Source organism: Vibrio ishigakensis (assembly GCF_024347675.1).
Lineage (GTDB): Bacteria > Pseudomonadota > Gammaproteobacteria > Enterobacterales > Vibrionaceae > Vibrio > Vibrio ishigakensis.
In genome coordinates, this window is record NZ_AP024881.1 from 898,786 (window position 1) to 924,032 (window position 25,247).

Consider the following 25,247-nt stretch of genomic DNA (forward strand, 5'->3'; position numbering starts at 1 on the left):
TTTCCTGTTGTTATGTTTTAAGAATAATTTACCTCTACATCCGGAGAAAAACTTGGCTATATTTCTGCTATTATCGCTATCAAAGATAAAAATATTCTATGTATAGTCAGGTTTAAAGAAATGATTCTCGATGAAGTGGATAAGCGCTTACTTTCTATGCTCCAGCGTGATGCAACCCTCTCTTTGGCGGAACTTGCTGAAGCGGTCAATTTAACTACTACCCCTTGTTGGAAACGCCTAAAACGATTGGAAGAAGCTGGGGTTATCACCAAGCGAGTGGCACTGCTTAATCCCGACTCGTTGGGACTCAGTTTTACTGCTTTTGTACTTATTAAAACCACAGACCATTCACATGAGTGGTATCAGCACTTTGCTAAGACAGTTTCTGAGTTTGAGCAGGTGATGGAATTCTACCGAATGGCAGGGGAGTACGACTATATGCTGAGGGTTTTGGTTTCAGACATGCAAAGCTTTGATAACTTCTATAAGACGCTAGTGAACTCAGTCTCGGGCATCTCTAATGTGACCTCCACCTTTGCTATGGAGTCCATCAAGTACACCACTGAGCTTCCGCTTACCTCGTTATAAATAAAAACGGCTCCTTTCGGAGCCGCTTGTTTTATAGGTTCAGAGTTTAGAACTGGAATTTATTTAGCGTTGCCTCAGATGGTTTCTGAGTTAGCTTACTCACCACTACGATAGATATGAAGGCTAGGATAAACGCTGGCATCAGCTCGTAGAAGTACTCACCCTCAATAGATATGTAGTTCTTAACTACGAAGATGGTTGCCGCACCAACAATCATACCTGTGATAGCGCCGGCTTTGGTGGTGCCTTTCCAGCATAGGGCTAGAATCATAAGTGGACCAAATGCAGCACCGAAGCCACCCCATGCGTAACCCACCATGGCTAGAATAGAGCCATCATCGTTAGCTGCGATGATAAGTGCCAGTACCGCAAAGCCGATTACGCCAAAGCGGCTGATCCATGCTTTCTTCTTCTCGTCGTATTTGTTGAACAGACTGATGTCTTCAGTAAGAGAAGAGGTTAGTACCAGAAGTTGTGAATCCGCGGTAGACATTACCGCTGCAAGAACCGCCGCTAGGATGAAGCCTGCAAATACAGGGTGGAATAGCACCTCAGTTAGAGCTAGGAATACACGCTCTGGGTTGCCACCTTCACCAGATACACCCGCAAGTGGATGAACAGCGTCGTAAGCAATACCGATAAGTGCGATGGAAACTGAGATCACTAGGGTTAGGATCATCCAAGTGATACCGATACGACGTGCCTTTGGAATGTGGCTTACGTCATCGATACCAATGAAGCGCGCTAGGATGTGTGGCTGACCAAAGTAACCAAAGCCCCATGCCATCAATGATGCACCAGTAATAAAGCTGGTGGAGAACTGGAATGCCTGAGGTTTCACTTCGCTGATCACTACATCAGAACCTGCGATAGCGAAGTAGCCTAGCATCATACAAGCGAATAGTGCCGCCAGCATTAGGATGCCTTGGATAAGGTCAGTCCAACATACCGCCATGTAGCCGCCAAGGAAGGTGTAGGAGATAACAACGAATGCGGTCACATACAACGCCATTTCTTCAGATGCGCCAAAGCTGTGAGCGAAGAGTAGGGTGCCGCCTTTAAGACCGGATGCAACGTAAAGGGTAAAGAAAAATAGGATTACGAGCGTTGATACGGTTTTAATTACGCCAGAGTTGTCCTCAAAGCGTGCTGCAAGGAAGCTAGGTAGAGTTACTGTGCTAGTAACTTCAGTGGCAACGCGCAGACGCGGTGCTACGATCAGCCAGTTTAGGTATGCGCCTAGGGTAAGACCTACGCCGATCCAAACGCCTTCTACTAGGCCACTTGCGAATACTGCGCCAGGAAGGCCAAGTAGCAACCAGCCACTCATGTCCGATGCGCCGGCACTGATAGCAGAGGTCACAGGACCTAGTGAGCGACCACCGATGATAAAGTCTTGGTTGTCGTGGGTTCTGCGCATTGAGTAGTAGCCTATACCTAGCATCAGAGCTAGATAGAGACCGAATTGTAGATAAATCATGTACTGCCTTTAGGAATGTGCGTGAGCAAAAATAGAAATACAGCAATATCTATTGCTAACGGAATGTTATCAATATCTCTAGGCATGTTAATCAACTTGGTTGATTATGCTGAATTGGCTCACAAAACAATCATTTTTATAATGATGAGTTTGCTCAGGAATGAGCTTTACCGGACGGTATTTTACGAATTGAGCATAGAATCACAACCTATGCTCAATAATTATGCAGTTTTACTTAAAGCGCATCACGCCTTCTTGTACTGCGCTCGCGACTAAGGCGCCTGCTTGGTTGTAGATCTCACCACGTACAAGGCCGCGCGAGTTGCTCGCCGTTGGGCTTTCGATGGCATAAAGTAGCCATTCGTCCATCTTAAACGGTCTGTGGAACCACATAGAGTGGTCGATGGTCGCTACTTGGAACTTAGGTGTAAACAAGCTTACTTCATGCGGATGAAGAGCTGTGACCAAGAAGCCCCAGTCTGATGCGTAGGCTAACAGGTATTGGTGAATAAGGTGGTTATCTGGCACCTGACCATTGGCTTTAACCCAAAGGTACTGCTTTGGTTCTTCTTTACGTGGTTTAAGTGGATTAACCACAGTTACTGGGCGCACTTCAATGGCCTTCTCTCCGCAGAAGGTCTTCTGGATTGCCTCAGGTAGAAGGTGCTTAATCTGTTCAGCTAGCTGTGACTCAGAAGCATAATGCTCAGGACCCTTGATCTCCGGCATAGTGTTTTGGTGTTCAAATCCAGGCTGTTCGCCGTGATAAGAAGCTGTCAGATAGAAGATAGGGCGACCATTTTGGATTGCTTTAACACGACGTGTACTGAAGCTGCGACCATCGCGAAGATTCTCAACATCATAGATGATGGCCTTGGTTGGATCCCCTGGGTGTAAGAAATAGCTGTGGAATGAGTGAACGCTACGGTCACTGTCTACTGTATAGCGAGCTGCAGATAGGGATTGACCGATAACTTGGCCTCCATATACCTGTGGCAGACCAAGGTGCTCGCTCTCTCCTCGAAATAGCCCTTGTTCAAGTTGCTCAAGCTGCAATAGGGCTAATAGTTCATTTAGTGGTTTACTCATCCGACCTCCAATTCTTAACTAGAAGAAAAATACTCCCTAATTCACATTTACTCAAGGCTGGAACCTAAGGTTAGTCTAGCGATAGGTTAATTATTAGTTCAAAATAGTTAGTAAACTCAATCAGTTGGAGAAAATGATGAGAAAATGGCTACTCGTTGCTCTATTCGGTATTACCCTTGCTGGGTGTGCAACTCAACCAAGTAAACAGATGCAGCAGGGCACGGAGCAGACTGCTTCGGAGCAGGTGAAAAATGACGATATGAAGGCAACAAGTGAACAGCAAGCTGGCATGCGCGAAGTTTCCGGAACGGTCGCTTATCGTGAGCGAATTGCTTTACCAGATAACGCAGTACTAAAGGTGACCCTAGAGGATGTATCTTTAGCCGATGCCAAGGCGATTGTTATCGATAGCCAAAGTTACATCACAGAGGGTAAGCAGGTACCGCTACCATTTACCCTGAGCTATCAAGAGTCAAAGATAGATCCTCGCCACACCTACAACGTGCGCGCTCAGATATTTGTAGACAACAAGCTTATCTTTACCACAGATACGGCAGCCCACGTGATTACCGATTTTGAGCAAACCCATGAAATCGATCTGCTTCTTCTTGGTGCGAGATAACATTTCCTTTACAAATGAATGAAAAGTGGAATTATGAGCTGTTGGTTATGGTTGCCAGCGAAACTGCCGTAATTTCACTTTTCCAGTTTCAGTAAACTGAACCCCTTCCTCCATTAGCAACGATTTCTGGCGTTGCAGGCTTTCACCTTTGAGTGAAATTTCACCTTTACCATTAATAACCCTGTGCCAAGGCAGGGAAGTATCCTTAGGTAAATTACTTAAAACATGTCCTACCTGTCTCGCATAGCCCGGATAGCCTGAAAATTTTGCAATATCTCCATAGGTACTCACCATTCCAAGTGGAATTTGGTGAACTAAAGCAAAGACTTTGAATTTAAATTGATGCATAATTGTTAAGACTGTTAAGGAAAAGAGGAAGACAGACAAGAACACATCGCAAGGAGGCGAATATGGTATTTTCTGCAATTCAGTTTTTTGTAACCACATTATTAGCCATAGTGTGTGCCCAGTCCATCGAAGTTACCCAGGGTAACGTGCCAGTTCTGGCATTGGCGATTCCTGCCCTATGGATCTACTCGCGCTCTCGCGCATCTGGCATCTTTTTGCTGGCAGGCCTGTGCCTATATGGTTTTACACTGCCGTATCAAGCAACTGCACTCTCGGTATCAATGTGGATTCTATTCCCTCTACTCATGGTCGCCTTCTCAAGGCGCAGTAATGCGAGCGTCCGCCTTTGTGTGTTCGGTTTCTTCCTGTTCATGCAATCGGGCATTATCTATAGCCAATATGTGGGCGTGCTTCAGGGAGAAGCCGTTTACACCATGCTACAGATAGTGAGTATCGCCATGATCTGGCTAGCGGCTGTTTCGTGGAAAACCTCATCTAAACATGGCTGGTGGGCACTGTTTCTAACCATTCCACTGTTCGCGGCAGACATGGCTCACGCAGCTCTTATTTCACTGACTATCGTTGCGATCATGGCCTCTCTAGAGCATATGGTTCAAGCTCGCTCGAAGTGGCTGAAACTGCAATGTTGGACGTTGCCGACAGCAGCATTTGCTTCACTTGTCGCTCTACCAAGTGGTGGTAAAGTGCAGAGTATTGTCCTGCTAGTTTGGCTGTTGATCTTGGCTTCAATCTGGATGACAGATTACATCCTGCGTGTGAATGAAGAGATAGGCGAGTAAAATTTCGACGGTTAGCTCGTCTGCCTTAAAAACTGCTTGTATAACATGAGGGGATGCTTGATAATCCCCTCACTTCTTTAGGGAGAGAAAACCCTAAACGATGATCTATGGGGGTTGGTCCTCCCGCAACAATAGTTCGTGAACTCGGTCAGGTCCGGAAGGAAGCAGCCGCAGCGGATGACTTGTGTGCCGGGATGTGGCTGGCCCCCACCCATTTCTGCCTTTCTAAAAAAATATAATCCTACTTATCAGATAGTTACGCCGACTTCGGTGTGCTTCAGCTTGCGTTTTTCGACCTTTCTAAGATCGGTACTGAGACCAGGTACTAAACTATATGCCTTCAACTGAAACCAATGGGTAAAGACATCCGCCTACGAGTATCGATCTACAAGCTATCTATCTTTTAGTTTAAGCACTTCATCAATAAAAAACTGCATCGCGGAATTGACGGGTGTTTCAGCGCGCCAAATGAGATCGGTATACCAGTGAGCGGTATCTTTGACCTCCAACTCAAACTGGTCAACCTCGCCATTCTCAAGTGCTTCGGCACATAGATACAAGGGTACAATCGCCCAGCATGAGCAGTGTTTAACTAGCTCGAGCATTTCATTTATGTTGTTGCAGTATGTGACCCTATTACTGATATTGTGCCCTTCACTAAGCCCCAGATCTTTTAGGAAACTCACCGACACCTGCCGTAACCTTCGCACTTGATGCATGTTTAATTGCTTGCCGGCGAGTTCAAGATCCAGAGATGAGATGTTGGCTATTTGGAAGCTATATGCTCGAGCCGAGGATAGCTCATGGGGCATAGAGAAGGTGCCGGTACTGAAGCCAATATCAGCTTGACCGGTTAAAACCCAGCTTCGAACCAGAAGGGGATCGCCACTAAGTATCTTGACTTCCAGAGTTGGGAACCGAAGAAACAGTTGCTTGTAAACTTGAGAGAGCTCGGCACCGCTCAGCGCTGTATCGATCGCAATGGTTATCTTGCTTGGTTCGCCCTCTAGTAGACTGTTTGCCTTGGCATCGAAGTGGTCTAGTTCCCGTAATACCGAGCGTGCATGGTCGTAAAGTTCTTTGCCTTCTTCAGTTAACTCTAACGACCGGGGCTTTCTAATAAAAAGCTCGAAGCCTACTTCACTTTCCAGATTTGCAACCAATCCACTTATGGTGACGGCGTGTTTTCCTAAACTGCGACTGGCAGGCTTAAAGCCACCTTTATCTATGGTTTCGACAAAAGCAGTCAGTTGTTCAATCGAGGTTGCCATCGGACACCTTTATCATCCAAATCTTAAGGGTAGTTTAAACCTATCCTTGGGGCCATGGTGAGTCAAATAAAACTGCACAATAATCTGTCGCATCTACAGAGTTGCTTCAACAGGTGAAGTAACAGGTATTACTCAAAAAGGTATCAAGATGGCACTATCACGCACTTTTAAGTTTGCTCCACTTGCTCTGGCTCTAGTAGCTGGTAGCGCTCTAGCAGCAGAGTTCTCTCAAGAAGAGTTGGCATTCATGCCGGCAAACACTCAGATTGAGCTTTTTAAGTCAGGTATGATCACACCTGTCGATGTTGTAAAGGCTCAAAAAGCCCAATACGAAGCGACAAATGATGTTGTAAATGCAGTGACTTATGAGCACTGGGACAAGGCACTAAAAACGGCTAAAGAGGCAACAAAACGTTATGAAGAGGGTACTTACCGCTCCCTTGAAGGTGTTACCTACGCGGTGAAAGATGAGCACCATGATGTCGGTTACAAAGTGACCTTTGGTTCAAAGCTTCATATGGATGATGCGCCAAAAGATTACGCTGATCCTATGGTTTCTAAACTTAATGCTGAAGGCGCGATTCCAGTAATTCAAACAACCGTACCAGAGATGTATTTCAATTGGGTAACCAGCACTGATGCATGGGGAACCTCACGTAATCCATGGAATCCAGAATTCGCTGTAGGTGGTTCTTCTGGTGGTTCTGGTGCTGCTGTTGCAGCGGGTTACGCGACGATGGCAACGGGTTCTGACATGGGTGGTTCTATCCGTATTCCTTCTTCTTTCAACGGGCTGTATGGCCTAAAACCAGCTGCGTACAACGTACCTAACTTCGACCTTTACTCCTATTTTTCAGGCAGTGGCCCAATAGCTCGTAGTTTTGAAGATATGGTGTTGATGTACAACGTTATGTCTGGACCAGACTCACAATGGTCTGTACCAACAGTGGGTAAGCAAGAAAAACTAAGCAAAGAAGTTGAGTCGTTGAAAGGTATGAAGATCGCATACATTGGCGACATGGGTACTAGCCCAATGGCTGACTACGTTGCTAAAGGTATGGAAAACGGCCTAGAAGTGCTGCGTAAGCAGGGAGCGACTGTCGATGTTGTTGATTTTGACTTCGAAATGCAAATGGGTTTGCTAGAGGGTGTATCTAACCTTGCATTCTCCGGTGCTATGGGTGCACCAATGATGGATGGCTATGCTGGTGTAACGGACAAAATGACTGCCTACACTGGTAAACTACTGCAAAAAGCAATCGATCACCGCGAGGACTACGATGGCCGCGCTCAAGCTAGAACTCAAGCTGAAGTACAGCGCATGTGGACCAAGCTATCACAAGAGGTTTACTCTCAAGGCTACGACCTGGTAGTTGCACCAACAATGCCTACAGTAACTGTACCAGCAGACTACAATTTCATGACTGATCAGCCAATCAAAGAAGATGGTCATACATACGACAACGCAGTTGGCATGATGTACACTCTGCCATTCAACCTGCTAGGTTGGTTGCCAGCAGCTAGCGTACCGGCTGGTCTAAGCCCAGATGGAGTCCCATTTGGTATGCAAATTATTGGTAAGCCAGACGACACAGCAACTGTCGTGAAAGTTGCAGGCGCATACAGCAAAGGTGCCCCCAAGTTCTTTACTCAAGATTTAATGCCAAAAGGCATCAAGTAAACTTAAGTAAGTTCACTATCGAGCCTCGCTATCATTAGCGAGGCTTGCTCTATTGAAACAGTGTGTGAAGATACCCTTGGATGGTTTCGCTCCAGCGACATTGTCGAGTGAGCAAATCTAGTTATCAGGTAACCAAATCGAGATTGAAAAGTTCGCAGATTTTTTGGCCATTCATCCAAGTATTACTTCTACCAAGTGAACACTGATTGACCCGGTTAGAGCAATTTATATTTAAACTTGCCTACACTCTTTAATTCCAACCTTGAAGCTGAACTTATAAGAATTGATCCTACACTTTAAGTTCAATACAAAGTGTGGAACCCAAATGTTAATTACCCCTGAGCGATTGCTATATCTTATTGCGGTGACCGAGCAAGGCTCGTTCTCTGCTGCAGGCCGTAAACTTGGAGTGAGTGCGTCTGCTGTGGCACAAGTGGTGCAAAATATGGAGATCGATCTCGATGTCAGGCTATTTAATCGAGTCGCTGGGCAATCACCCTCACTGACCGAAGTGGGCCGAGCTATGTATTTGCAAGCTCTAGAAGTCGCACCGCGACTACAAGCGATGGAGAAGCGTGCTCAAGCTTATAGCAATGGAATTGAGGATAAGCTCAATATTGCCGTGTTTGGTTTTACCTTCTTTCCTGAATATATCCAAGCTATCAACGACCTCTCGATGGAATACCCAGAGCTCTCTATCAATCTAATTGATGTTGAAGACACCGAAGACCTATCGCCTGATGACACAAACTCAGCAGACATCATTATCTCTCCAACTCAGCTAAAGCTGCGCCCTGGCTATGAATCCCACGTGATTGCTCAATTGGAATGGTTGTATGTCGCCTCACCGAATCACCCGCTAGCAAAGATAAGAGGCGAGCTTTCACAGCACGATTTACTCTCTCACAAGCAACTTATGCCTGCGGTAAGTGACTATGCTGATGAGCATATTATTGAGTCTCTAAGATTTAGCCCGAACCCTTTGTATTGTTCGCGCTTTTATCATCTCCAGGCGCTGCTTTTAAGTGGAACGGGATTTGCCATGTTCCCTCGTCCTCTTGCAGAACCCTTTATAGAGGCCGGCTCTTTGAAAGAACTTCGTATGGACTTTGATGATCAACAAACACGTTGGCCAATGGAAATATCCTGGACACCTTCGCTTGGACCGGCAGGGCGATGGTTTGTAGAACAATTTGTGGATTTATAACTGGATATTTCTGGTGCCGTATTTAGCGTAAAAACATCGAGTTAAAATCTAATAGGCATAAAAAATGGCAGACTCAGTCTGCCATTTTTTGCGTTCTGTTTGACTCTAGAAACTCAATTGTTGGTAGCTAGTTTGAGTTCCAAAGATTGACTCTGAGTGATACTTCACTTTCGAGAAGTTAATGCTATCAACATCCACCATGCGAATATCCATATTGTCATAAGTACGGAAGTAGTAATCTTTGTTCGCAATATCGGAGACATTTGAGTACGAGGTGAACTGAGGAGTATCCTCAGCAGCGAAACGCCAGTAGAGAGCCCCTTGAGGGATATCGACTGCGTTGATCATCGACCATGCTCGATTCACTGCATCAAAATCGTTCTTCACTAAAGAGAGATCCTGAGTGTGGTTAAAAGCAACCATCTTTTGGAATCTCCCAATCGGTGAGTAGTCAAATGCCTTGAAGGTTTCTTCTGAGAATTTAGCTTTGCCACCGTCAAGCATCATGTTGGCGAGCGCTTGCTGCTGATCGTAGCTAGGATCATTGGTTAGTACGCCGAGCTCGTTTTCATAGATGACTGGATAACCGCTACTATCTAAGTATTCAACGACTATCGATTTTTCACCGTCATTAAAAGCGTAATGCATTCCTAGGTGTAGACCATCAACAACGTCATAGGCCGCGACCTCTACTTTAGTATCTTTCAGTATCGAGATAACTTCATCCACTGACTTAGCTTGGCTCAATACATAAGCAACAACATCTCCCGAGCGAATATCACCATTACCTTCTTCGGCGAACTGTGCGCCGGCAAGCGCAAGTGCTTCGGCACTTAAACCGTGCTCATTCATTCCCGAGCTAAATAGCTCTTCCCCATGTTGAATGCCCACGAAACCAAGCTTAGTGGTAACGAAGCTGAAATTGTGTCGCTGCGGTACAACAGAAAATTGACCATTTATCTCTCCAGGCCACTCCATGGTGCGTCCAACGAATGTGTTGCCATTTTCTGTTTCAAAGTGAAAGTTAGTGCATGCATGTGCCGTCGCTAACGAGCCTGCCATTAGTGTTGCGGAGATTGCGGCTAAGATTGTCTTTTTCATAATTGACTCCAGTATTTGGGTTGTCTGTAAAACTTGAGGTCATTATGAATTCAAATATCCATTTCAATAACTCGTATAGAGTGGGATTTATCCTGCTATAGTTTGGCGATGGACTTGGGAGAAATATTATGGACAAGCCAAACTTCACTTTAGATCAGTTAACGGCATTCATTACGACTGTTGAGTCAGGAAGTTTCAAAAGTGCAGCCACCAAATTGGGCAAACACGCGACAACAGTTAGCCAGCAAGTGGCGATGCTAGAGGTGGATATTGGGTTTGAGCTATTTGATCGTAAGGTGCGAAAAATTGTCTTAACAGAGCAGGGGCATGAGCTCTATCGATATGCAAAACCCGTACTGACCGAGGCATCTCATCTAGTTAATAAACTTGATTCACTGGAACAAAACCTACCCAATAGCTTTTGCTTAGCATTGGATAGCTCGATCAGAGATAGACAAATTATTCGATGTATCAAACAGGTAAGTGAACAACTCCCGACTATTGAGATCAAAATCCTTAGCGGTGACCCACTTCAAATCTGTGAGTTGGTAAGGAATGGTGAAGCGGATATAGGTATAAGCACAACACTGTTCACCCAATTGCCACAGTTGGAAACTAAGCAGTTATTCAATTTTGAATTAGCTTATGTATGTTCGCCTCGCTGGTATCCGGAGCGGGATGTCATCCAAGAAGCAGAGCTGCGATCCTTTCCCCAGATTGTTTTCCCATTTGTCTACCAAACGTCTCAACTTTCCGGTCATATTTTGTCTAATCATGTGATTAGTGCTCAAGGTTTTGACGACATGCTTGATTTGCTATCGCTCAATATGGGTTGGGCGATTTTGCCCAAGTTTCGTGTTGAAGAGCAGTTAGAATCAGGGGAGTTGAAGGAGTTTTTCCCTCATCAATGCGCCAATGTGAATTGGTATTGCGACCTTATCTTAAAAGCAGACAGCAAAACTAATCGGGCGATTGAGTTATTTATTCAAGAGGTTTCTATGCTGAGCGATCGTTAGTAATTCTGCGCCCAGCATATCAACGCCTATATCTAACTTTCTTCTAGCTTCTCCACAAACCACTCGCCAGCGACACCGAGTTGGTTTCGCCATAAAACCTCTACAGGCCAGAAGTTGCCGACGCTACCAAAGTCAAATTGCAAATCTACAAGTAATCCGGAGTCGATCAGTGGCTCGCATAGGTGCGCGGGATAGAGCGCAAACCCAACCCCAGCTAACAGCATCTCTCGCAACTGATAGAACCGGTCAACAGAAATCACCTGCGTGGAGTAACGCATCGCTTCTCGATACTCTGGTTTGGTGCAAAACCCTTCGGTAAGCAAAAGCTGCGGTTGTTGATCTAAATCTTCTGGTTCAAGGCGGCCAGACTTGGAGGCGAATGGAAAATCAGGAGTGCATACAATGCGCCATTCAATGTGGGTAATCGTGGATGCGTTCATTCCTCTGGGTACTTCGTGACGACTAGGACCGACATAGATATCAAAGTCATCGTCGTAACCTGTAAGAGATTCGGCATCAATGAACTTAACTTCCACCGTTGGGTAGGTGTTGATGAGGGCCTTGATGTCCTGATTGAAGTGATCCGCAAGCGTATACGGGTGAATAGCTATCGTTAGACTCGGTTCAACACCCTTACTCAGTACCTCGGCGTGTTGCTCCATCAGTAAGACTTTAGGCAAGATATCAAGGGCTTGAACATAGAGCTTCTTGCCTGCATCGGTCAAAGTCGGGCGTTTCCCATGGTGACGTTCAAAGATCTCTAACTCCAGATCAAACTCCAGCGCCTGGATGGTTTTATTCACTGCAGTGTTGCTTACCCCTAACTCTCTTGCTGCTGCAGAAAAGCTGCCATGCTGTGCAACGGCCACAAGGTATCTCAGTCGTTCTATGGTGATATGCATCATTTCAACTTCAAACTTTAGGTTTAATGTTTTAACACTAACATATTTTCAAGCTTGGTTAATATCTTCTCAACAGCACAACACTGCAAACACTGAAAGAAGGTAAATAACCATGAAAAAATCACTAATCGCACTCGCACTTATCGCATCAAGCACTTTGAGCATGGCACATGCAACTAGCTCAGTGGGTAAAACCCGAGTAGAAATGGGGGCAACGGAGTCTAATATTTTGCACCCAGATGTTAACCGCTACACCTATAAAAACCTGAGTGAGTTTGTTCACACCAAGCAAATTGATAATGGTGGCTATAAGCAAGTGATTGAGCTAGAGCAGTCGAATAAACAACTCGATCTCAATATGAGTTTTGACCACTTAGGCAAACAACTGAATCTTCAAGATATTCTTCGCAAGCACCGAGCAGACGCCTTTGTTGTTCTCAAAGACGGAAAAATTGTAGCCGAGCAATACTTTGATGGTCAGAGTGAGCGCACACATCACCAAATGATGAGCGTAACCAAATCCTTCACTGGCATTATCGCAGCAAGCCTAGTTGCTGAAGGTAAGTTGGATCGAAATGAGTTGGTTGGCACTTATATTCCAGAACTAGCGCAATCTGCGTTTGGCTTGGCTACTGTAGGCGAAGTGCTAGATATGACTAATAATCTCGACTATTCAGAAACCTATGAAGATCCTAATGCAGAGGTATTTAAGCACGCCAAAACGGTTGGTCTAACGCCAAAAGAGCCAGGTTATACAGGGCCACAAACCATCTATGAATTTTTAGCAGAGTTGGAGAAAGATGGCGACCGACCCCATGGACAGGAATTCCATTACCTAACAGCGAATACGGACGTAGTGGGTTGGCTTATTTCTAAGATTGAAGGCAAGCCTTTTAGTGAGGTCTTGGAAGAGCGTATCTGGACCAAGTTAGGGATGGAGCGAGGTGCTTACATCATGTCTGACCCTGCTTCTGTTGGCCTTGCTTCTGGTGGTCTAAACGGTACCGCCCGCGATATGGCTAGATTCGGTCAGATGCTGGCAGATGGAGGCAAAAACCTTCGTGGCGAACAAGTTATTCACCCGAACGCTATCCTAGAAACCGAGAGAGGTGGAGATCCGAAGAAGTTTGTTAAAGGGGGCTATAGCGAAGGTGCTTTAGAAGGTTGGTCATACAAAAACCAGTTCTGGCACACCATGAATGAGAACAACGCCTATACGGCTCTGGGCATTTTTGGCCAGTGGATTTACGTTGACCCAACAGAGAATGTCGTAGTTGTTCGCCAGGCTTCTGCTGAGAGATCGATTGTTGATTCGTATGACCATGAGATGGTGTCGGCAATCAATGAAATTGTTCGCCGATTGAAGCAAAGCTAAGTCAACCTATGAAACCATTCAGCCTAGCTCGCAAGCTAGGCTGAACTATTGGAGCTGACTGATCTGAACTCAGAACAAATTAGCTCTCACATTTACCCCAAGTCACCTCTCGTTCACCATTGTTGGCTTGCTCAACAACGTCGGCACACATTGGAGTGGTGAACTCTTGTGTATCTGAAAAGTTGTAACCGATTTGGGTGCGCGTATCGTAGTTGGTAAACAAGAAATCACCGTTCTCATGGTTGTAGGTAAACTGAGTCCAGGTTGCGTAAGTCTCATCGTTGGTTGGGTCGATGAGGTCTTGTGGGATTAGGTTACCTGCGTTGTATGTGCTTAGTAGCTTGCCACGGGTTTGCGCCCAGCTTGCATCTTCTTTGAACGTAACGTGTTTAGTGTTAAATAGGCCTCGTAAGTTACGGTCTAGTGAACTGATTGAGCTAGGGATGCCTTTGGCAGTTAGGTCGTCTAGGTTAACTTTCTCAACGTAGGCACGATGGTCTTGCTGTAGTGGAGAGTTTGCCATTACTCGCAGGTCTGAGTTTACGTCGCCACGGTGAACAACCATCTTTCCACCGTGGTTTAGCTGAAGCAGCGCGATGTCACCGGATTTATCTTGGATAGAAATGTGCAGGCCATGCTGTTTACAGTGTAGGCCATCCTCCCACGCAATTTGCCATTCGTCATTGTTGAACGCTTTCACAGCTTCTTCAGTTGTCGCGTAAGTCTCCGTGATGTAACGAATAACATCGAGGAAGCTAACCGCAGGTGCGCCAGTGTCTTTGTAATCTTTAATAAACTTCTCTGAGTCAGCCATATAAAGTAGGGAAGCGGCCAGACCTTCAGAGTTGATAGCGTCAGATGCAACGCCGTGGAACACATCCCATTCCATTTGAGCAATTGCGTGGTACTTAGTCGTCCACTGCATCGCTTTGTTGTAGCTTGGGGTCTCAGTAGTGTTGGTAACACCAACAGGGTTTACTTGTGCAACGTTACCTAACTGGTCTCCCCAATCTAGCGAACGCACTGTTGATACGCCATATGGCGTATCTAGAGTAAAGCGTGAACACGCGCTTGCTGTGCCAGCAATAGTCGCTAGTGAAGCGGCAGCGATTGCGATAGTAGCGATTTTTTTAAGCTTGAATGATTTCATAATAAATCTCTCTCTAATTGATGGGTTGTTTGTTGAGACGAGTCTATTATTGCTATCAATCTTGATTATCAAAGCGGCTGAGAGTAGGGGATTCCCCTATGAAATGAATATAGCGAGAGAAATATGTCAGCATCCTTAGACCAACTGCGAGCCTTTGTCGCCACTGTCGAAAATAAAGGGATGGCACAAGCGGCCAGACATTTGGGTAAGCACGTCTCTACGGTGAGAGAGCAGCTCAACAACCTAGAGATCGATACGGGTATTGAGTTGTTTATTCGACATCCTCGCTCTTTAGAAGTGACCCCTCAAGGGGAGCAACTGTATAAATCTGCGATGGCTATGCTAAAAGAGGCTGCACTGTTTGATGCCAATGTAGACAGTATTTTGCAAGGTGTCCCCGACAAGCTAACCATCGCGATAGACTCCAGCTTGATGGAAGAATCCATCGATAGCATTGTCGCTAGTCTTGCCGATACTTATCCTCATATGTCGTTAAAACTCCTGACTAGCGACACAATGCAGATACAGAGTTGGATAATCTCAGGTATTGTTGATATTGGGATTATTTTCAACACCTTACATATTCATGACGAGCTGACGGCAGAAAAGGCATACTCCTTTGGAGTGCAGCACATAGTACCAGCGTCATGGGACTTATCCGACGAGGTCAAGTTCGATCACCTTAACGATAAGCTACAGATCAGCCTTTCATTTTTATCGGATATTGGGATACGCAGTGCCGATGTGACGAGTCATCGCTTCATGTTGTGTAACAACGCCATACAGACCTTGAATCTCGTAAAAGCAGGGGTTGGTTGGGCGTCACTCCCAGGCTTTGTCTGTCAGCAAGCAATTGAGGAAAAACAGGTGCGTCTTTATCAGGTCAGTGACGATAGTATTTCAGAGTGGATGACGAACGTGGTGTGGCAGAAGCAAAAAGCTATCAATCCAGCAATGAAGATGTTTATTGAACAAGTGCAAAATCTACCGAGCAAGCGTTGAAGTTCACAAAGTAATTTAGATTTTTTAGCGAACCTGCAATCACCTGCTGAGACTCGATTTGAACAATACTCACATCATTGAAACTGAACACCAAGTTAAGTGGTTATTTTACCCAAAACTAGGGTAGTCCGCTCTCCGTTAACGCTTTTGTCCGAAACCTGCTTTCCGCTATTTCAGCAACATTACCCATCGAATTAATTAATAGATTCTAATTACAGTTCTCCTGCTAGAGATGACAAATTGCATCATCGAATTTTTTCTAGGAGGAAGTAATGAGAACTATTTTATCAGCTGCTATTTGCTGTCTAAGTCTAATGGGAAGCCAAGCTAGTGCGAACACTCACTATGATGATTATTGTGACCATGTTTTCAGTGACAGCGTAGAAGGCGCGGTTGTTGGCGGCATTGCCGGCGCAGGCTTAGGTGCTATCGCCGATGGGAAAGAAGGTGCAAAGCGAGGTGCTGCGATTGGAGCAGTAGCTGGCACTATAGATGGTTTAGTCGATGGCGTAGAAAAGCGAGAGCGTTGCAGGCGTGACATGCGAGACCTTGAAGACGTCTATTGGGATAGTGAAATTGACCACGCTGTAGACGATGCGCTGATTGAGCGGGAAGTTGTCGACAGTGTTATTGAAAATGAAATTGAAGAAGAGATTGCCAATGAGATAGCGGATGAAATCTCAGAAGGTGCGTGGGGGTAATCGGTTTTTGCTTGGAGGGAAGGGAGGCCTTCCATAGCCCCTAACAAGTGCCCCTAATTTAAAACTTATACACGTAACGCAATTTCAGCGTTGATTCTGTCCCTGGAACATACCCCGCAATTGGATCCCCTTCACCCACAAATCGAGTTTTCATGTCTGTGTTTCTATTGTTGACCGCAAATCGCTCATGAACGAGCATGAGTTTGTGGTCTCCTGACTTGCTAAGGTTGAAGGTGGCATTAAAGTCGAGCTTTAGTGTCGAGCCGTTATCATCTGATTTCCATACCGCAAGTTGAGGATGGAACCCTAGGGAGAATCGGTCGCTTAGCTTGTAATCCATCTTAACGTTGAGTTGTGCACCCTGATCGCTTTGACGAGAGCTGGTGCTGGGTGACTTGATGGATAGGTACCCCAAAGCGGGATTGACGCGCAAGCAGAAACCGTCCCAGCAGTCTTTATATGCGTAACCCACAGAGCCAATCGACGGCCCAGCCCCAAGAAAGTCCCCTTTAATTAAGTCCAAGGAGACGCCGTGGTTTTGATTCCAGTAACCATACGCCCAGTTTCTAGCGACGGTCATTTTACCATCTGCGTTCCACTTGGCCGCAAGGGTATTGTCGATTGATAATCCGCCGAACTCTAATCCGACACCTTGCAAAATAGTCTCTACTTGGGTGGTGTCCCTTTTAGAATCAGGCTGTACGGTTCTGGCTCCCTCAATGCCAATAATGCCCAGCCAAGTGGCATTTGCACTTGGGATGGCGAGAAGCAGGCTAGCAGCTAAATAAGCGCCTTTGGCAGCTTTTAGTTTTTTCATCTTGTTTTCCTAGTATCTAAAGTGATCATGCAGAAGGGATTCTTCCGGATGGTATTTTGCTCTAGGAAATAAACAGGCCTTAATTAACAACTATCGGCTTTGTACATAGTAGGGAAATGGCTTTCAAAACAAGACTTGATGACATATTGTTAACAGGATGTATGTAGAAAGGTTTATTGTATCTTGGTTCATATTCCGTTTTGGCTGTCGGCCTGTCTTAAACTTGCAGTCTCAGTAAGTGTCTTCTCGATTCTTCCGTCTTACCTAACCGTTCTTGAACAGCATTTAGCTCTATCATCTGCATCGCTTAATTACTTGGCGACGACTGAGTTGATGGGGTTTGCTCTGGCTTGTGCCTTGAATTACTACTTTTTGAAGCATGGTTTTAGGTTTAACGACAATGTCGCACTCGCCTTGCTGTGCTTTTGTCATTTAGCTAGTGCCTTTACTGCCGATATTTCATTGTTTTTTGTTATTCGAGGATTAGCAGGTGTTTGTGCGGGCTTAGTGATAGTCCGTTGCTATGAGGTGTTAGGCGCTGAGAACAACCCAGATGCGGCGTTTGGCAAGGCCATCGCCATACAGATGTTGACTACGGCGGTACTGTTTTTGCTACTGCCGGGCCTAGTCAATTATTTCAATACCGATATCTTCTTCATTGCCCTTGGCGGACTTGTTGCCCTAATTCTATTGTTGAAACCATTGCCTGTGCCCAACTCGTCGGCGAGTCAGTTGTCTGAAGAGATTGATATAAGCATGGTGCTAATAAGCTTAAGCGCCATGGTGATGGTGATACTCACTCATTCTGCGATCTGGTCTACGCTGGGCTCATACGCAATTGCTCATCACATACAGCTGGGGGATCAAGGCTTGTTGTTTGCCTTTGGTACCTTGTTTAGCGTTGCCGGCGCAATATTGGCGACCTTCCCGGTAGCACATCAAAGGAAAACCTTGGTACTAAGCATTGCGATCTTTCTACAATGTCTAGTCGTGTCAACCATGCTTACTGGTGATGATATGTATAGCTTTATCATTGCAACATGCATCTTTCAGCTGCTGTGGAATCTGATTGTGCCCCTTGTGATGGGTACGATGGCAAGTGGACCCTCGGGCAATGTTGTTATTCGTTTTACCTTGGCTGCGCAAACCCTTGGAGCCGCGTTAGGTCCCCTGATGCTCGTCCCTGGCTGGGTGTTGCCTGAAGTACTTGGGCTTCTCGTCATTACCTATCTATTGATTTCTTCCACCATCAAGATGCAAGAATCCCTTTGAACATGCTCTAAGGGCTGATTCTTTTTTAAAATCATCATGACCTATCGATATTATGCATTGATTCTATTTTAATCTATCGGAAGAATCTCTTTAATATTGCCTCAGAAATAATCAGTTACATTCTTGAGGTCAATCTAATGAAAGCGAAATTACTTACAACCATCATGGGTCTGTCTGCGATTGCCCCTGCATTTGCCGGGCACAATGCCATTAATACATCGGTAAATGACGAATATGTTGAAGCTGGTGATGCTCTGCAAATCCTGATACCTGCTACCGGTCTATTTGCTACCTGGCTATATGATGACCCTGAGGGTGCAAAGCAATTAGCGCTTTCAGTAGGTGCAACCCAAGTTATTGTTCACGGTACAAAAAACCTAGTTGGGCGTGCGCGTCCAAACAGTAGCAGCAGACAATCCTTTCCATCGGGGCACACTGCTGCCGCGTTCTCCGGCGCTGCATTCTTGCAAAGTCGTTATGGTGCGGCTTGGGGTGTACCCGCTTATGCCGCTGCATCATTTGTTGGCCTCAGCCGAATGCATGGTAAGCGTCACTTTGCGGACGATGTATTAGCCGCGGCAAGTATTTCGTTTCTGGTTAACCAATACCTTATCTCGCCATATCAATCAAAGGACATGGCTTTCTCTGCGACCCCAACGAAAGATGGCGTTCAACTAGGTGCTAGCTTTACCAACGACTTCTTTACCAAGCAGTCGAGAAAGGCCTATGAAACACGCACATCGAAGCCTCAAAAGCATCGCTTTGAGTTGGATATTGGTTTCAATATGACAGATAGCTTTAAAAAGGCGGGACTACCTGGTGATAAGTTGGTGGATGAAAACCAACCCTTCGCATCAGTGAACTACAGCTATCAGTTAGATAAAGATTCATTCCTGCAATTTAACGTGTCTCCTAATGAAACCCGTCGCTACGGTGAACTACAAAGTGACGCAACCTACTTGGGGGAACAGTACGAGAGTGGCGATGACATCTATTTGGCATTTCGTCAGTGGTCAGTAGGTGGTTCTTATAACCGAATGTTTGAGCTAACGGATGACCTAACGGCAAGCCTTGGTGTAGGTGCATCAGGTTACCTGCTTGAGGTTGAAATGGATAAAGAGAAGGGTGGTCAGCACATTCAATCTTCTTCATTGCGTCTGCTACCTAGCATTAACTCGAAGCTAGACTATGAAATCATCGATGACCTTCATACCTTTGCGAATGTTGAATATCAGCATCTAAAACGTGACCACGTATTGTTGGCTGAAGCGGGCTTGAGCTACGACCTAAATAAAGAGTGGGACATCAGTGTTAAGTACCAACACCAAGATGCAAAATGGGCGGACCAGCAAATCGACTATAAAACAAGATCGGTTGTATTTAGTATCGCCAATCGCTTCTAGATAAAAGACTTATTAGTTTTCAGAAACCGCTGTTACTGCCAGCCAGTAGCCGCGGTTTTTCGTTTATTTATGGCGCACTTTGATCTATCAAAAAACTTAATAGTACCTAAATATGTGTATTGGTCAGTCGGGTATATCTTAGCGCCCAAATCATCCGTCGCGAGGAAGCCATTGTGTTTAAGTTCTTTATCAAAAGACCAAAGCTGGCCATTGTTCTATCCATATTTATTTCAGTCGCAGGGCTTATTTCTGCCTACCTATCTCCAATGGGACGATACCCAGATGTCGCTCCATTGACTATTGCGGTTGATACCTGGATGGACGGGGCTACCGCAGAGGTTATTACTAAAACCGTTGCCCCAGAGATTGAAAAGCAGGTCAATGGTGTTGCTGGTATGCAATACATGAAGTCGACCTCTGGCTCTGATGGTACCTATTCCCTTGAGGTGATCTTCGACAACTCAACCGATGCCGACAATGCAGTGACCTTGGTACAAAACAGGGTCAACCTCGCTTTGCCTGAACTACCGGGCGATGTAATGCGAAATGGCGTTAAGGTGGAGAAGCTGTCCAACGGTATGTTGATTGGTTTATCCATCCAAGATCCAAGCGGCGAAGCGACTGACACTCAAATCAGTGCCTTCGCCGGTGGTCAATTTAAAGAAGCTCTACAGCGTATTCCTGGTATCTCCAAGGTTGATGTTCTGGGTGAAAAGAAATACGCGATGCGTATTTGGCTTAACCCTAAAAAGATGCGTCAGTTATCGGTGGATGTGACCGCTATTCAGAATGCGATAGCCACGCAAAACAAGATCAGCCCAGCGGGTTCATTGGTGGGAGACTTGCTTGAATATCCACTGACTGTTGATGGCGGCCTAACCAACAAGCAACAGTTTGAAAATATCGTGATTCGCGGTAATGCACTGCATAGAAAAGTGTTTCTTAAAGACGTTGCAAGGGTAGAGTTGGGTGCGGAAGTTTACACCGCTAATGCCTATGCGGGAGCAAGTGCTGGCTCAGTGGTATTTATCTACAAAACCCCAGATGCAAACGCTGTTGAGGTGGGTAATGCCGTTGCAGAGCTTGTTACCAATACCAAGTCTGACTATCAAATTGAGTATGTGTACGATGCCACTAGCTTTGTGCACGGGGCTATCGACAATGTGTTGGAAACCCTATTACTTGCGGTAGTTATCGTTGGCATGGTCACGCTGATCTTTATGCAATCTTTGCGACTCACCTTTATTACAGTGACAGCCATTCCCGTTTCGTTAGTTGGTACCTTTGCATTCATGTATGCCCTTGGTATCGATATCAACATTATCTCAATGCTGGGTCTGGTCATGGCCATCGGCATAGTAGTAGATGCGGCCATCATAGTGATTGAGGCGACCGAGCACGAACTTCACCACAACCCTGAACTGACGGTACCAGAAGCGGTTGGCATCGCCCTCGATAAGGTGGTTGCCCCTATTATTGCTTCTGCCTTGGTGCTGTTATCTGTATTTGCCCCGACCATATTCATGAGCGGTATGACTGGCATTATCTACAGTGAGTTTGGCATCGTGTTGAGCGTATCAGTATTGGTGTCTACCGTCGTTGCTCTTAGTTTGACGCCTGCACTGTGCTCTCTATTTATGAAGCCGCCTAAGAAAGGCTTTATTGCTCGCCAAGTAGAGCGTGTGATTGGCTTTAAGATCAGTGCCTTTACAGGTGTAACTGCAGGATTTGTTCGCTTTCCTTTGCTTTCGATTGCTTTGCTAGGGGCTGGTATCTGGTTTGCCGTTGACCATGGCAAAGACCTCCCACAAGGGATGCTACCAGCAGAAGATACCAGCGCAGTATTTGTTGTTGGTGGCTTTGAGCCAGGAACAGCATTGAGTGTCACCGATGACCATACGCTTGAGGTGGTTGAGGCGCTGCAGAAAATACCAGGCGTACGTAACTCTATTGCCGCTTCAGGCTTTAACCTGCTCAATGGCAACGCTGATATGAGTAGCTTCCTGATTCTGTTGAACTTGGAAGATATTGATCAGCGTGAATTGTCTGATGAGGAAATTACCGCAGAAGCCAATGCAATATTACAGGAAATGGGCATTGATGGGTTTGCGTTCAAGCCACCTGTTATACCTGAGCTTGGTATGGTTGATGGTGTTAACTTTGTCCTAATCGATCACTATGCTCGCTCTCCTACTGAGTTGGGTAAAGATACTCAAGCCATTATTGAGCAATTAAACGGCGAAGAATCCATTTCGCTGGCCATGACTCAATTTGCGGTTAACAAGCCCTCGATAAAGCTCAATATTAATCGCCGTAAGATGCTGGAATATGGCATTAGTTACGCTGAGCTGGTTGATGGCATGCAGGCTCATTTTGGTGGGCAATACGTGAATACATTTAACCTCGATGGTCGTAACTACAAGGTGATGATGCAAAATGCCCCAGAGTATCGCCTAGATAAAAAGGCGTTGCAGAATGTGTATATCAACTATGCCAATGGTGCGAGCCAGCCGGCGGCCAAACTGTTCAGCATTGAGCCTATTACGGTCCCTAACTTCTTGAATCGCTTTAATGGTATGCAGTCTGTTTCTATCGACGTATTACCAACAGGCTCTACCGGTGCTGCGATAGAGACGTTGCAACAATTGGATTTACCAGAGGGTTATTCCATTGAATTTACCGGCACAGCAAAAGAAGAGATTGAAGCGGGAAGTCAGGCCACACTAATTCTCGCTTTGGCACTGTTGATTACTTACCTAGTGCTGGTGGGTCAGTATGAGAGCTGGCTAATTCCTGCAGCGATTATGACCATGGTTCCTACTGCGGTTATTGGCATCATTGCGGGTGTAGATCTACTAGGAAGCGAGGTGACCATCTTTACCCAATTAGCGGCTGTATTGCTGGTGGGGATGGCTGTGCGAAATGCCATCTTGATAGTGGAGTACGCAAAAGAGCTTCGTGAGGTCCAGGGCTTGCCAGTTAAAAAGGCGGCTGTAGAGGCGTTAAGACTCAGAGCGCGTGCGGTATTTATGACGGCCTTCTCGTTTGCGGTTGGACTCGTACCCTTGATGCTATCCGATGCAATCGGCAGTGGTGCTCAGCAGGCGCTGGGTTGGGCTTCTTTTGGCGGGATTGTGACGGCCACCTTCTTAGGGTGCATCGCGGCTTGCGTTCTATTCGTTATTTTTCAATCAATTCGGGAGCGCTTCCGCTCCCCAAAACTTAACGTGCAAATTGCACAGTAATCAATCTAACTTAAGAAAAGGGTAAAAAATGAAAGGCCTATCTCGATATGTGACATCACTGCTTTATACCAGTGCATTTTCATGGTTCTTGATTATTGCCTCTGTAGCATTGCGCGCATAGAGTCAAACGAATATCAGATTAGCGTCATACAGGGTGAGGACGCTTATTCCTTTAATTATAATTTCTTCATTTCTTCATTTCTTCATTTCTTCATTTCTAGATTGGTCTCCTAATTTTAGTTGTTTTGTTGTAAATAGTTGGTGCTGAATCTAAAAACTGTAATCTAATTATAAACATCGATTGGCTGTGTTACGTAACTCTGAATAAGTTATACCAGCGTCGTTGTGCCTGCATTCGACTTTGATTTTTGTATAAATACACAAAGTTAAATTCCCATTGATTTAAATGATAGGTTATTTCTAATCAGAGCAAGAATGCTATGAGACCTATTAGTTCTTTATTCTTGAGAACTCAAGAGAGTATACCTACAACCTGAACTTAAAGGTGTGAGTTTTTTCATTTTTTACATTCCCAATAAACTATTGGCTATCGCGAGCAAACAACTAATTACGAATAGTCGTAAGTTGTAAAATTATAGGAATGTAAATATGAAAAATAAATTATTCAGTGTCATTGTGACCTGTATTTTTGCCAACCCTGCATTTGCAGCATTAAATGAACCTGCGGATAGTTATATAGAGTTAGTTAATAATCAAGGCGATATTGTCTTTCCACATGAATTTCAAACTGAGCTTGTTCATTTGGGAACAACGGTTGTTATTGGTGAAGATATGAAACCTGCAAATCTTAATGGTATCTATACACAGAGAGCTGCTATTGACCACTACAACAAAACAGGGGAGTGGCTTGATGGGACAGTCTTTGTTAAGGACGTAAAGCTAGTACCCACCGAACGGTTAACAACTGGTTTAGTTGGACATCAAGAAGGAAATGATGTGTTTTTTGTGATGGTTAAAGATAACGAAAACCGATTCTCTGAAAGTGAGCATTGGGGAGATGGTTGGGGCTGGGCAATGTTTGGGGCTAAGCCAACTCACAATGAAAGCCCCAATAAAGAGTTCTGCCAAGGCTGTCACAGCCCTAGAAAAGATACTCAATGGTTATATGTTGATCAATATCCAGCTCTGCTTAAATAGATATTAAGTTGTTGCGATAAAAACTAGATCATAAAAAGAGCACGCATATTACAAGAAATCGTGCTTTAGTGGGGCTTTGTTGCACAAACCTGGTTATAAAATGACTAACTGTAGATAGTGCAATGAAGCCTTAATTGATCGTGGTTCTCTAACCTCATATATTTATCAGGAAGTGGCCGATCTGAAACAAAATTAACAAGGAAAGCGCAGTAGACCTTGCCGATTTCGGTCATCCCTAGCCCCTGAGAACAAAGACATCCCTGCAATCTAGTGGTAGGTTGCCAGAAACTCTGTGGCGCAACCGACAAGTAGAAAAGCTGCATGGCTATCAAAAGTGTCCACTCATAGAAGCAACCATGCATAGAGTGGATTAGTTGATAGAAAGGAATTTCAGCCTGAGAAACTACAATGTAGCATTAAAGTCACTCAAACTGATTTCCTTTTCGAATTATGCAGCAACACCTTGCGACTATGCCGAGTTTATCTATTAGGTGGCTTCGTCTTATTCTCAAGCAAGCCACCAAGGATAAAGCAGTTAGGAACTATATTGATGTAATAGTTTATTAATAGGTAACCAAACCTTCCAATCTGTGAAGTCTGGTGCTTTGGTATTTACTGGATAGGGAATGTGAGAGATACCTAAGAGGGGTGAATGAGGTGGTACAAATATAGATAAAGTTCCATCGGCGAAAAGGCGGACCTCAAATTTTTGCAGAACTAATTTATCCATTCTAGAGTCATTTGTGTTTAGGGCAGGCATAGATTGAATCCCTACATAGCGCTGAAAGGTTTTTATAAAACCATGTCTGCCATCGTAGATATACCCGGAATCGAAGAGAAGTTTCTCAGCTTTTAGTCTATTAGAATATTTAGTTTTAAATATCTTTCTCATAAGTTAGTTACCTAAAAATAGGTATTATGCTAGGAGAAAGTAAATAGAATAAATGAGGTTGTATAGAATAATTTAATAGGTGCAGGAGTGAATACTTAGTTCTATTGAAAAGCCAATCCCTTCAGAG

22 protein-coding genes and 1 other RNA gene are annotated in these 25,247 nt (G+C 45.0%); 14 read left to right on the plus strand and 9 right to left on the minus strand.

Going from position 1 to position 25,247, the window contains the following annotated elements:
• Positions 1-120: 120 nt before the first annotated feature.
• Positions 121-588 carry an Lrp/AsnC family transcriptional regulator gene (locus Pcarn_RS04305; RefSeq protein WP_261835154.1) on the plus strand — a complete coding sequence of 156 codons (468 nt, stop codon included), beginning with the start codon at positions 121-123 and terminating at the stop codon, positions 586-588.
• Positions 589-634: 46 nt separating this feature from the next.
• On the opposite strand, the gene putP is transcribed toward Pcarn_RS04305, so the two are convergent.
• Both putP and tesB read right to left on the minus strand, forming a co-directional pair.
• On the minus strand, positions 635-2,068 hold the full coding sequence (gene putP / locus Pcarn_RS04310) for a sodium/proline symporter PutP (RefSeq protein WP_261835155.1): 1,434 nt from the start codon (positions 2,066-2,068) through the stop codon (positions 635-637).
• 231 nt (positions 2,069-2,299) lie between these two features.
• On the minus strand, positions 2,300-3,157 hold the full coding sequence (gene tesB / locus Pcarn_RS04315) for an acyl-CoA thioesterase II (protein WP_261835156.1): 858 nt from the start codon (positions 3,155-3,157) through the stop codon (positions 2,300-2,302).
• Between the two features lie 136 nt (positions 3,158-3,293).
• Between tesB and Pcarn_RS04320 the strand changes: the two genes are divergently transcribed.
• The gene (locus Pcarn_RS04320; protein WP_261835157.1) at positions 3,294-3,779 is read left to right on the plus strand and encodes a YbaY family lipoprotein; all 486 of its coding nucleotides are present in this window, start codon (positions 3,294-3,296) and stop codon (positions 3,777-3,779) included.
• 45 nt (positions 3,780-3,824) lie between these two features.
• Here Pcarn_RS04320 and Pcarn_RS04325 read toward each other — a convergent pair whose 3' ends face one another.
• On the minus strand, positions 3,825-4,127 hold the full coding sequence (locus Pcarn_RS04325) for an MGMT family protein (RefSeq protein WP_261835158.1): 303 nt from the start codon (positions 4,125-4,127) through the stop codon (positions 3,825-3,827).
• Positions 4,128-4,189: 62 nt separating this feature from the next.
• Here Pcarn_RS04325 and Pcarn_RS04330 point away from each other — a divergent pair, with 62 nt between their 5' ends.
• Both Pcarn_RS04330 and ffs read left to right on the plus strand, forming a co-directional pair.
• A complete protein-coding gene (locus tag Pcarn_RS04330; RefSeq protein ID WP_261835159.1) occupies positions 4,190-4,927 on the plus strand; it encodes a VP0952 family biofilm-associated protein in 738 nt (245 codons plus the stop codon).
• Between the two features lie 112 nt (positions 4,928-5,039).
• Positions 5,040-5,136: signal recognition particle sRNA small type (gene ffs / locus Pcarn_RS04335), an RNA gene on the plus strand.
• Between the two features lie 183 nt (positions 5,137-5,319).
• On the opposite strand, the gene Pcarn_RS04340 is transcribed toward ffs, so the two are convergent.
• A complete protein-coding gene (locus Pcarn_RS04340; RefSeq protein WP_261835160.1) occupies positions 5,320-6,198 on the minus strand; it encodes a LysR family transcriptional regulator in 879 nt (292 codons plus the stop codon).
• 148 nt (positions 6,199-6,346) lie between these two features.
• Here Pcarn_RS04340 and Pcarn_RS04345 point away from each other — a divergent pair, with 148 nt between their 5' ends.
• Both Pcarn_RS04345 and Pcarn_RS04350 read left to right on the plus strand, forming a co-directional pair.
• A complete protein-coding gene (locus tag Pcarn_RS04345; RefSeq protein ID WP_261835161.1) occupies positions 6,347-7,879 on the plus strand; it encodes an amidase in 1,533 nt (510 codons plus the stop codon).
• A 325-nt stretch (positions 7,880-8,204) separates the two neighbouring features.
• Positions 8,205-9,086 carry a LysR family transcriptional regulator gene (locus Pcarn_RS04350; RefSeq protein ID WP_261835162.1) on the plus strand — a complete coding sequence of 294 codons (882 nt, stop codon included), beginning with the start codon at positions 8,205-8,207 and terminating at the stop codon, positions 9,084-9,086.
• Between the two features lie 105 nt (positions 9,087-9,191).
• Here Pcarn_RS04350 and Pcarn_RS04355 read toward each other — a convergent pair whose 3' ends face one another.
• Positions 9,192-10,187: a linear amide C-N hydrolase gene (locus Pcarn_RS04355; protein WP_261835163.1), complete on the minus strand. Its 996-nt coding sequence runs from the start codon at positions 10,185-10,187 to the stop codon at positions 9,192-9,194.
• Positions 10,188-10,315: 128 nt separating this feature from the next.
• Here Pcarn_RS04355 and Pcarn_RS04360 point away from each other — a divergent pair, with 128 nt between their 5' ends.
• Positions 10,316-11,203: a LysR family transcriptional regulator gene (locus Pcarn_RS04360; RefSeq protein ID WP_261835164.1), complete on the plus strand. Its 888-nt coding sequence runs from the start codon at positions 10,316-10,318 to the stop codon at positions 11,201-11,203.
• A 32-nt stretch (positions 11,204-11,235) separates the two neighbouring features.
• Here the strand turns inward: Pcarn_RS04360 and Pcarn_RS04365 are convergent, their stop codons facing one another.
• Entirely contained in the window at positions 11,236-12,108 is an 873-nt protein-coding gene (locus tag Pcarn_RS04365; RefSeq protein WP_261835165.1) for a LysR family transcriptional regulator, read from the minus strand.
• A 109-nt stretch (positions 12,109-12,217) separates the two neighbouring features.
• Between Pcarn_RS04365 and Pcarn_RS04370 the strand changes: the two genes are divergently transcribed.
• Positions 12,218-13,480, plus strand: coding sequence for a serine hydrolase domain-containing protein (locus Pcarn_RS04370; protein WP_261835166.1), 1,263 nt, complete (start codon positions 12,218-12,220; stop codon positions 13,478-13,480).
• 79 nt (positions 13,481-13,559) lie between these two features.
• On the opposite strand, the gene Pcarn_RS04375 is transcribed toward Pcarn_RS04370, so the two are convergent.
• Positions 13,560-14,630, minus strand: a complete 1,071-nt coding sequence (locus tag Pcarn_RS04375) for a linear amide C-N hydrolase (RefSeq protein WP_261835167.1) — start codon at positions 14,628-14,630, stop codon at positions 13,560-13,562.
• A gap of 123 nt (positions 14,631-14,753) precedes the next feature.
• On the opposite strand from Pcarn_RS04375, the gene Pcarn_RS04380 reads away from it, so the two are divergent.
• Positions 14,754-15,632: a LysR family transcriptional regulator gene (locus Pcarn_RS04380; RefSeq protein ID WP_261835168.1), complete on the plus strand. Its 879-nt coding sequence runs from the start codon at positions 14,754-14,756 to the stop codon at positions 15,630-15,632.
• A 272-nt stretch (positions 15,633-15,904) separates the two neighbouring features.
• A complete protein-coding gene (locus Pcarn_RS04385) occupies positions 15,905-16,333 on the plus strand; it encodes a hypothetical protein (RefSeq protein ID WP_261835169.1) in 429 nt (142 codons plus the stop codon).
• Positions 16,334-16,391: 58 nt separating this feature from the next.
• On the opposite strand, the gene Pcarn_RS04390 is transcribed toward Pcarn_RS04385, so the two are convergent.
• A complete protein-coding gene (locus Pcarn_RS04390) occupies positions 16,392-17,150 on the minus strand; it encodes a hypothetical protein (protein ID WP_261835170.1) in 759 nt (252 codons plus the stop codon).
• A 183-nt stretch (positions 17,151-17,333) separates the two neighbouring features.
• On the opposite strand from Pcarn_RS04390, the gene Pcarn_RS04395 reads away from it, so the two are divergent.
• The 4 genes from Pcarn_RS04395 to Pcarn_RS04410 all read left to right on the plus strand — a co-directional run bounded on the left by Pcarn_RS04395 (position 17,334) and on the right by Pcarn_RS04410 (position 24,228).
• Positions 17,334-18,422: an MFS transporter gene (locus tag Pcarn_RS04395; RefSeq protein ID WP_261835171.1), complete on the plus strand. Its 1,089-nt coding sequence runs from the start codon at positions 17,334-17,336 to the stop codon at positions 18,420-18,422.
• A 137-nt stretch (positions 18,423-18,559) separates the two neighbouring features.
• The gene (locus tag Pcarn_RS04400; RefSeq protein ID WP_261835172.1) at positions 18,560-19,825 is read left to right on the plus strand and encodes a phosphatase PAP2 family protein; all 1,266 of its coding nucleotides are present in this window, start codon (positions 18,560-18,562) and stop codon (positions 19,823-19,825) included.
• 173 nt (positions 19,826-19,998) lie between these two features.
• Positions 19,999-23,070 (plus strand): efflux RND transporter permease subunit, encoded by a 3,072-nt coding sequence (locus tag Pcarn_RS04405; RefSeq protein WP_261835173.1) that lies wholly within the window; start codon positions 19,999-20,001, stop codon positions 23,068-23,070.
• 609 nt (positions 23,071-23,679) lie between these two features.
• On the plus strand, positions 23,680-24,228 hold the full coding sequence (locus tag Pcarn_RS04410; protein WP_261835174.1) for a cytochrome P460 family protein: 549 nt from the start codon (positions 23,680-23,682) through the stop codon (positions 24,226-24,228).
• A 535-nt stretch (positions 24,229-24,763) separates the two neighbouring features.
• Here Pcarn_RS04410 and Pcarn_RS04415 read toward each other — a convergent pair.
• Positions 24,764-25,120, minus strand: a complete 357-nt coding sequence (locus Pcarn_RS04415) for a hypothetical protein (RefSeq protein WP_261835175.1) — start codon at positions 25,118-25,120, stop codon at positions 24,764-24,766.
• Positions 25,121-25,247: the final 127 nt, after the last annotated feature.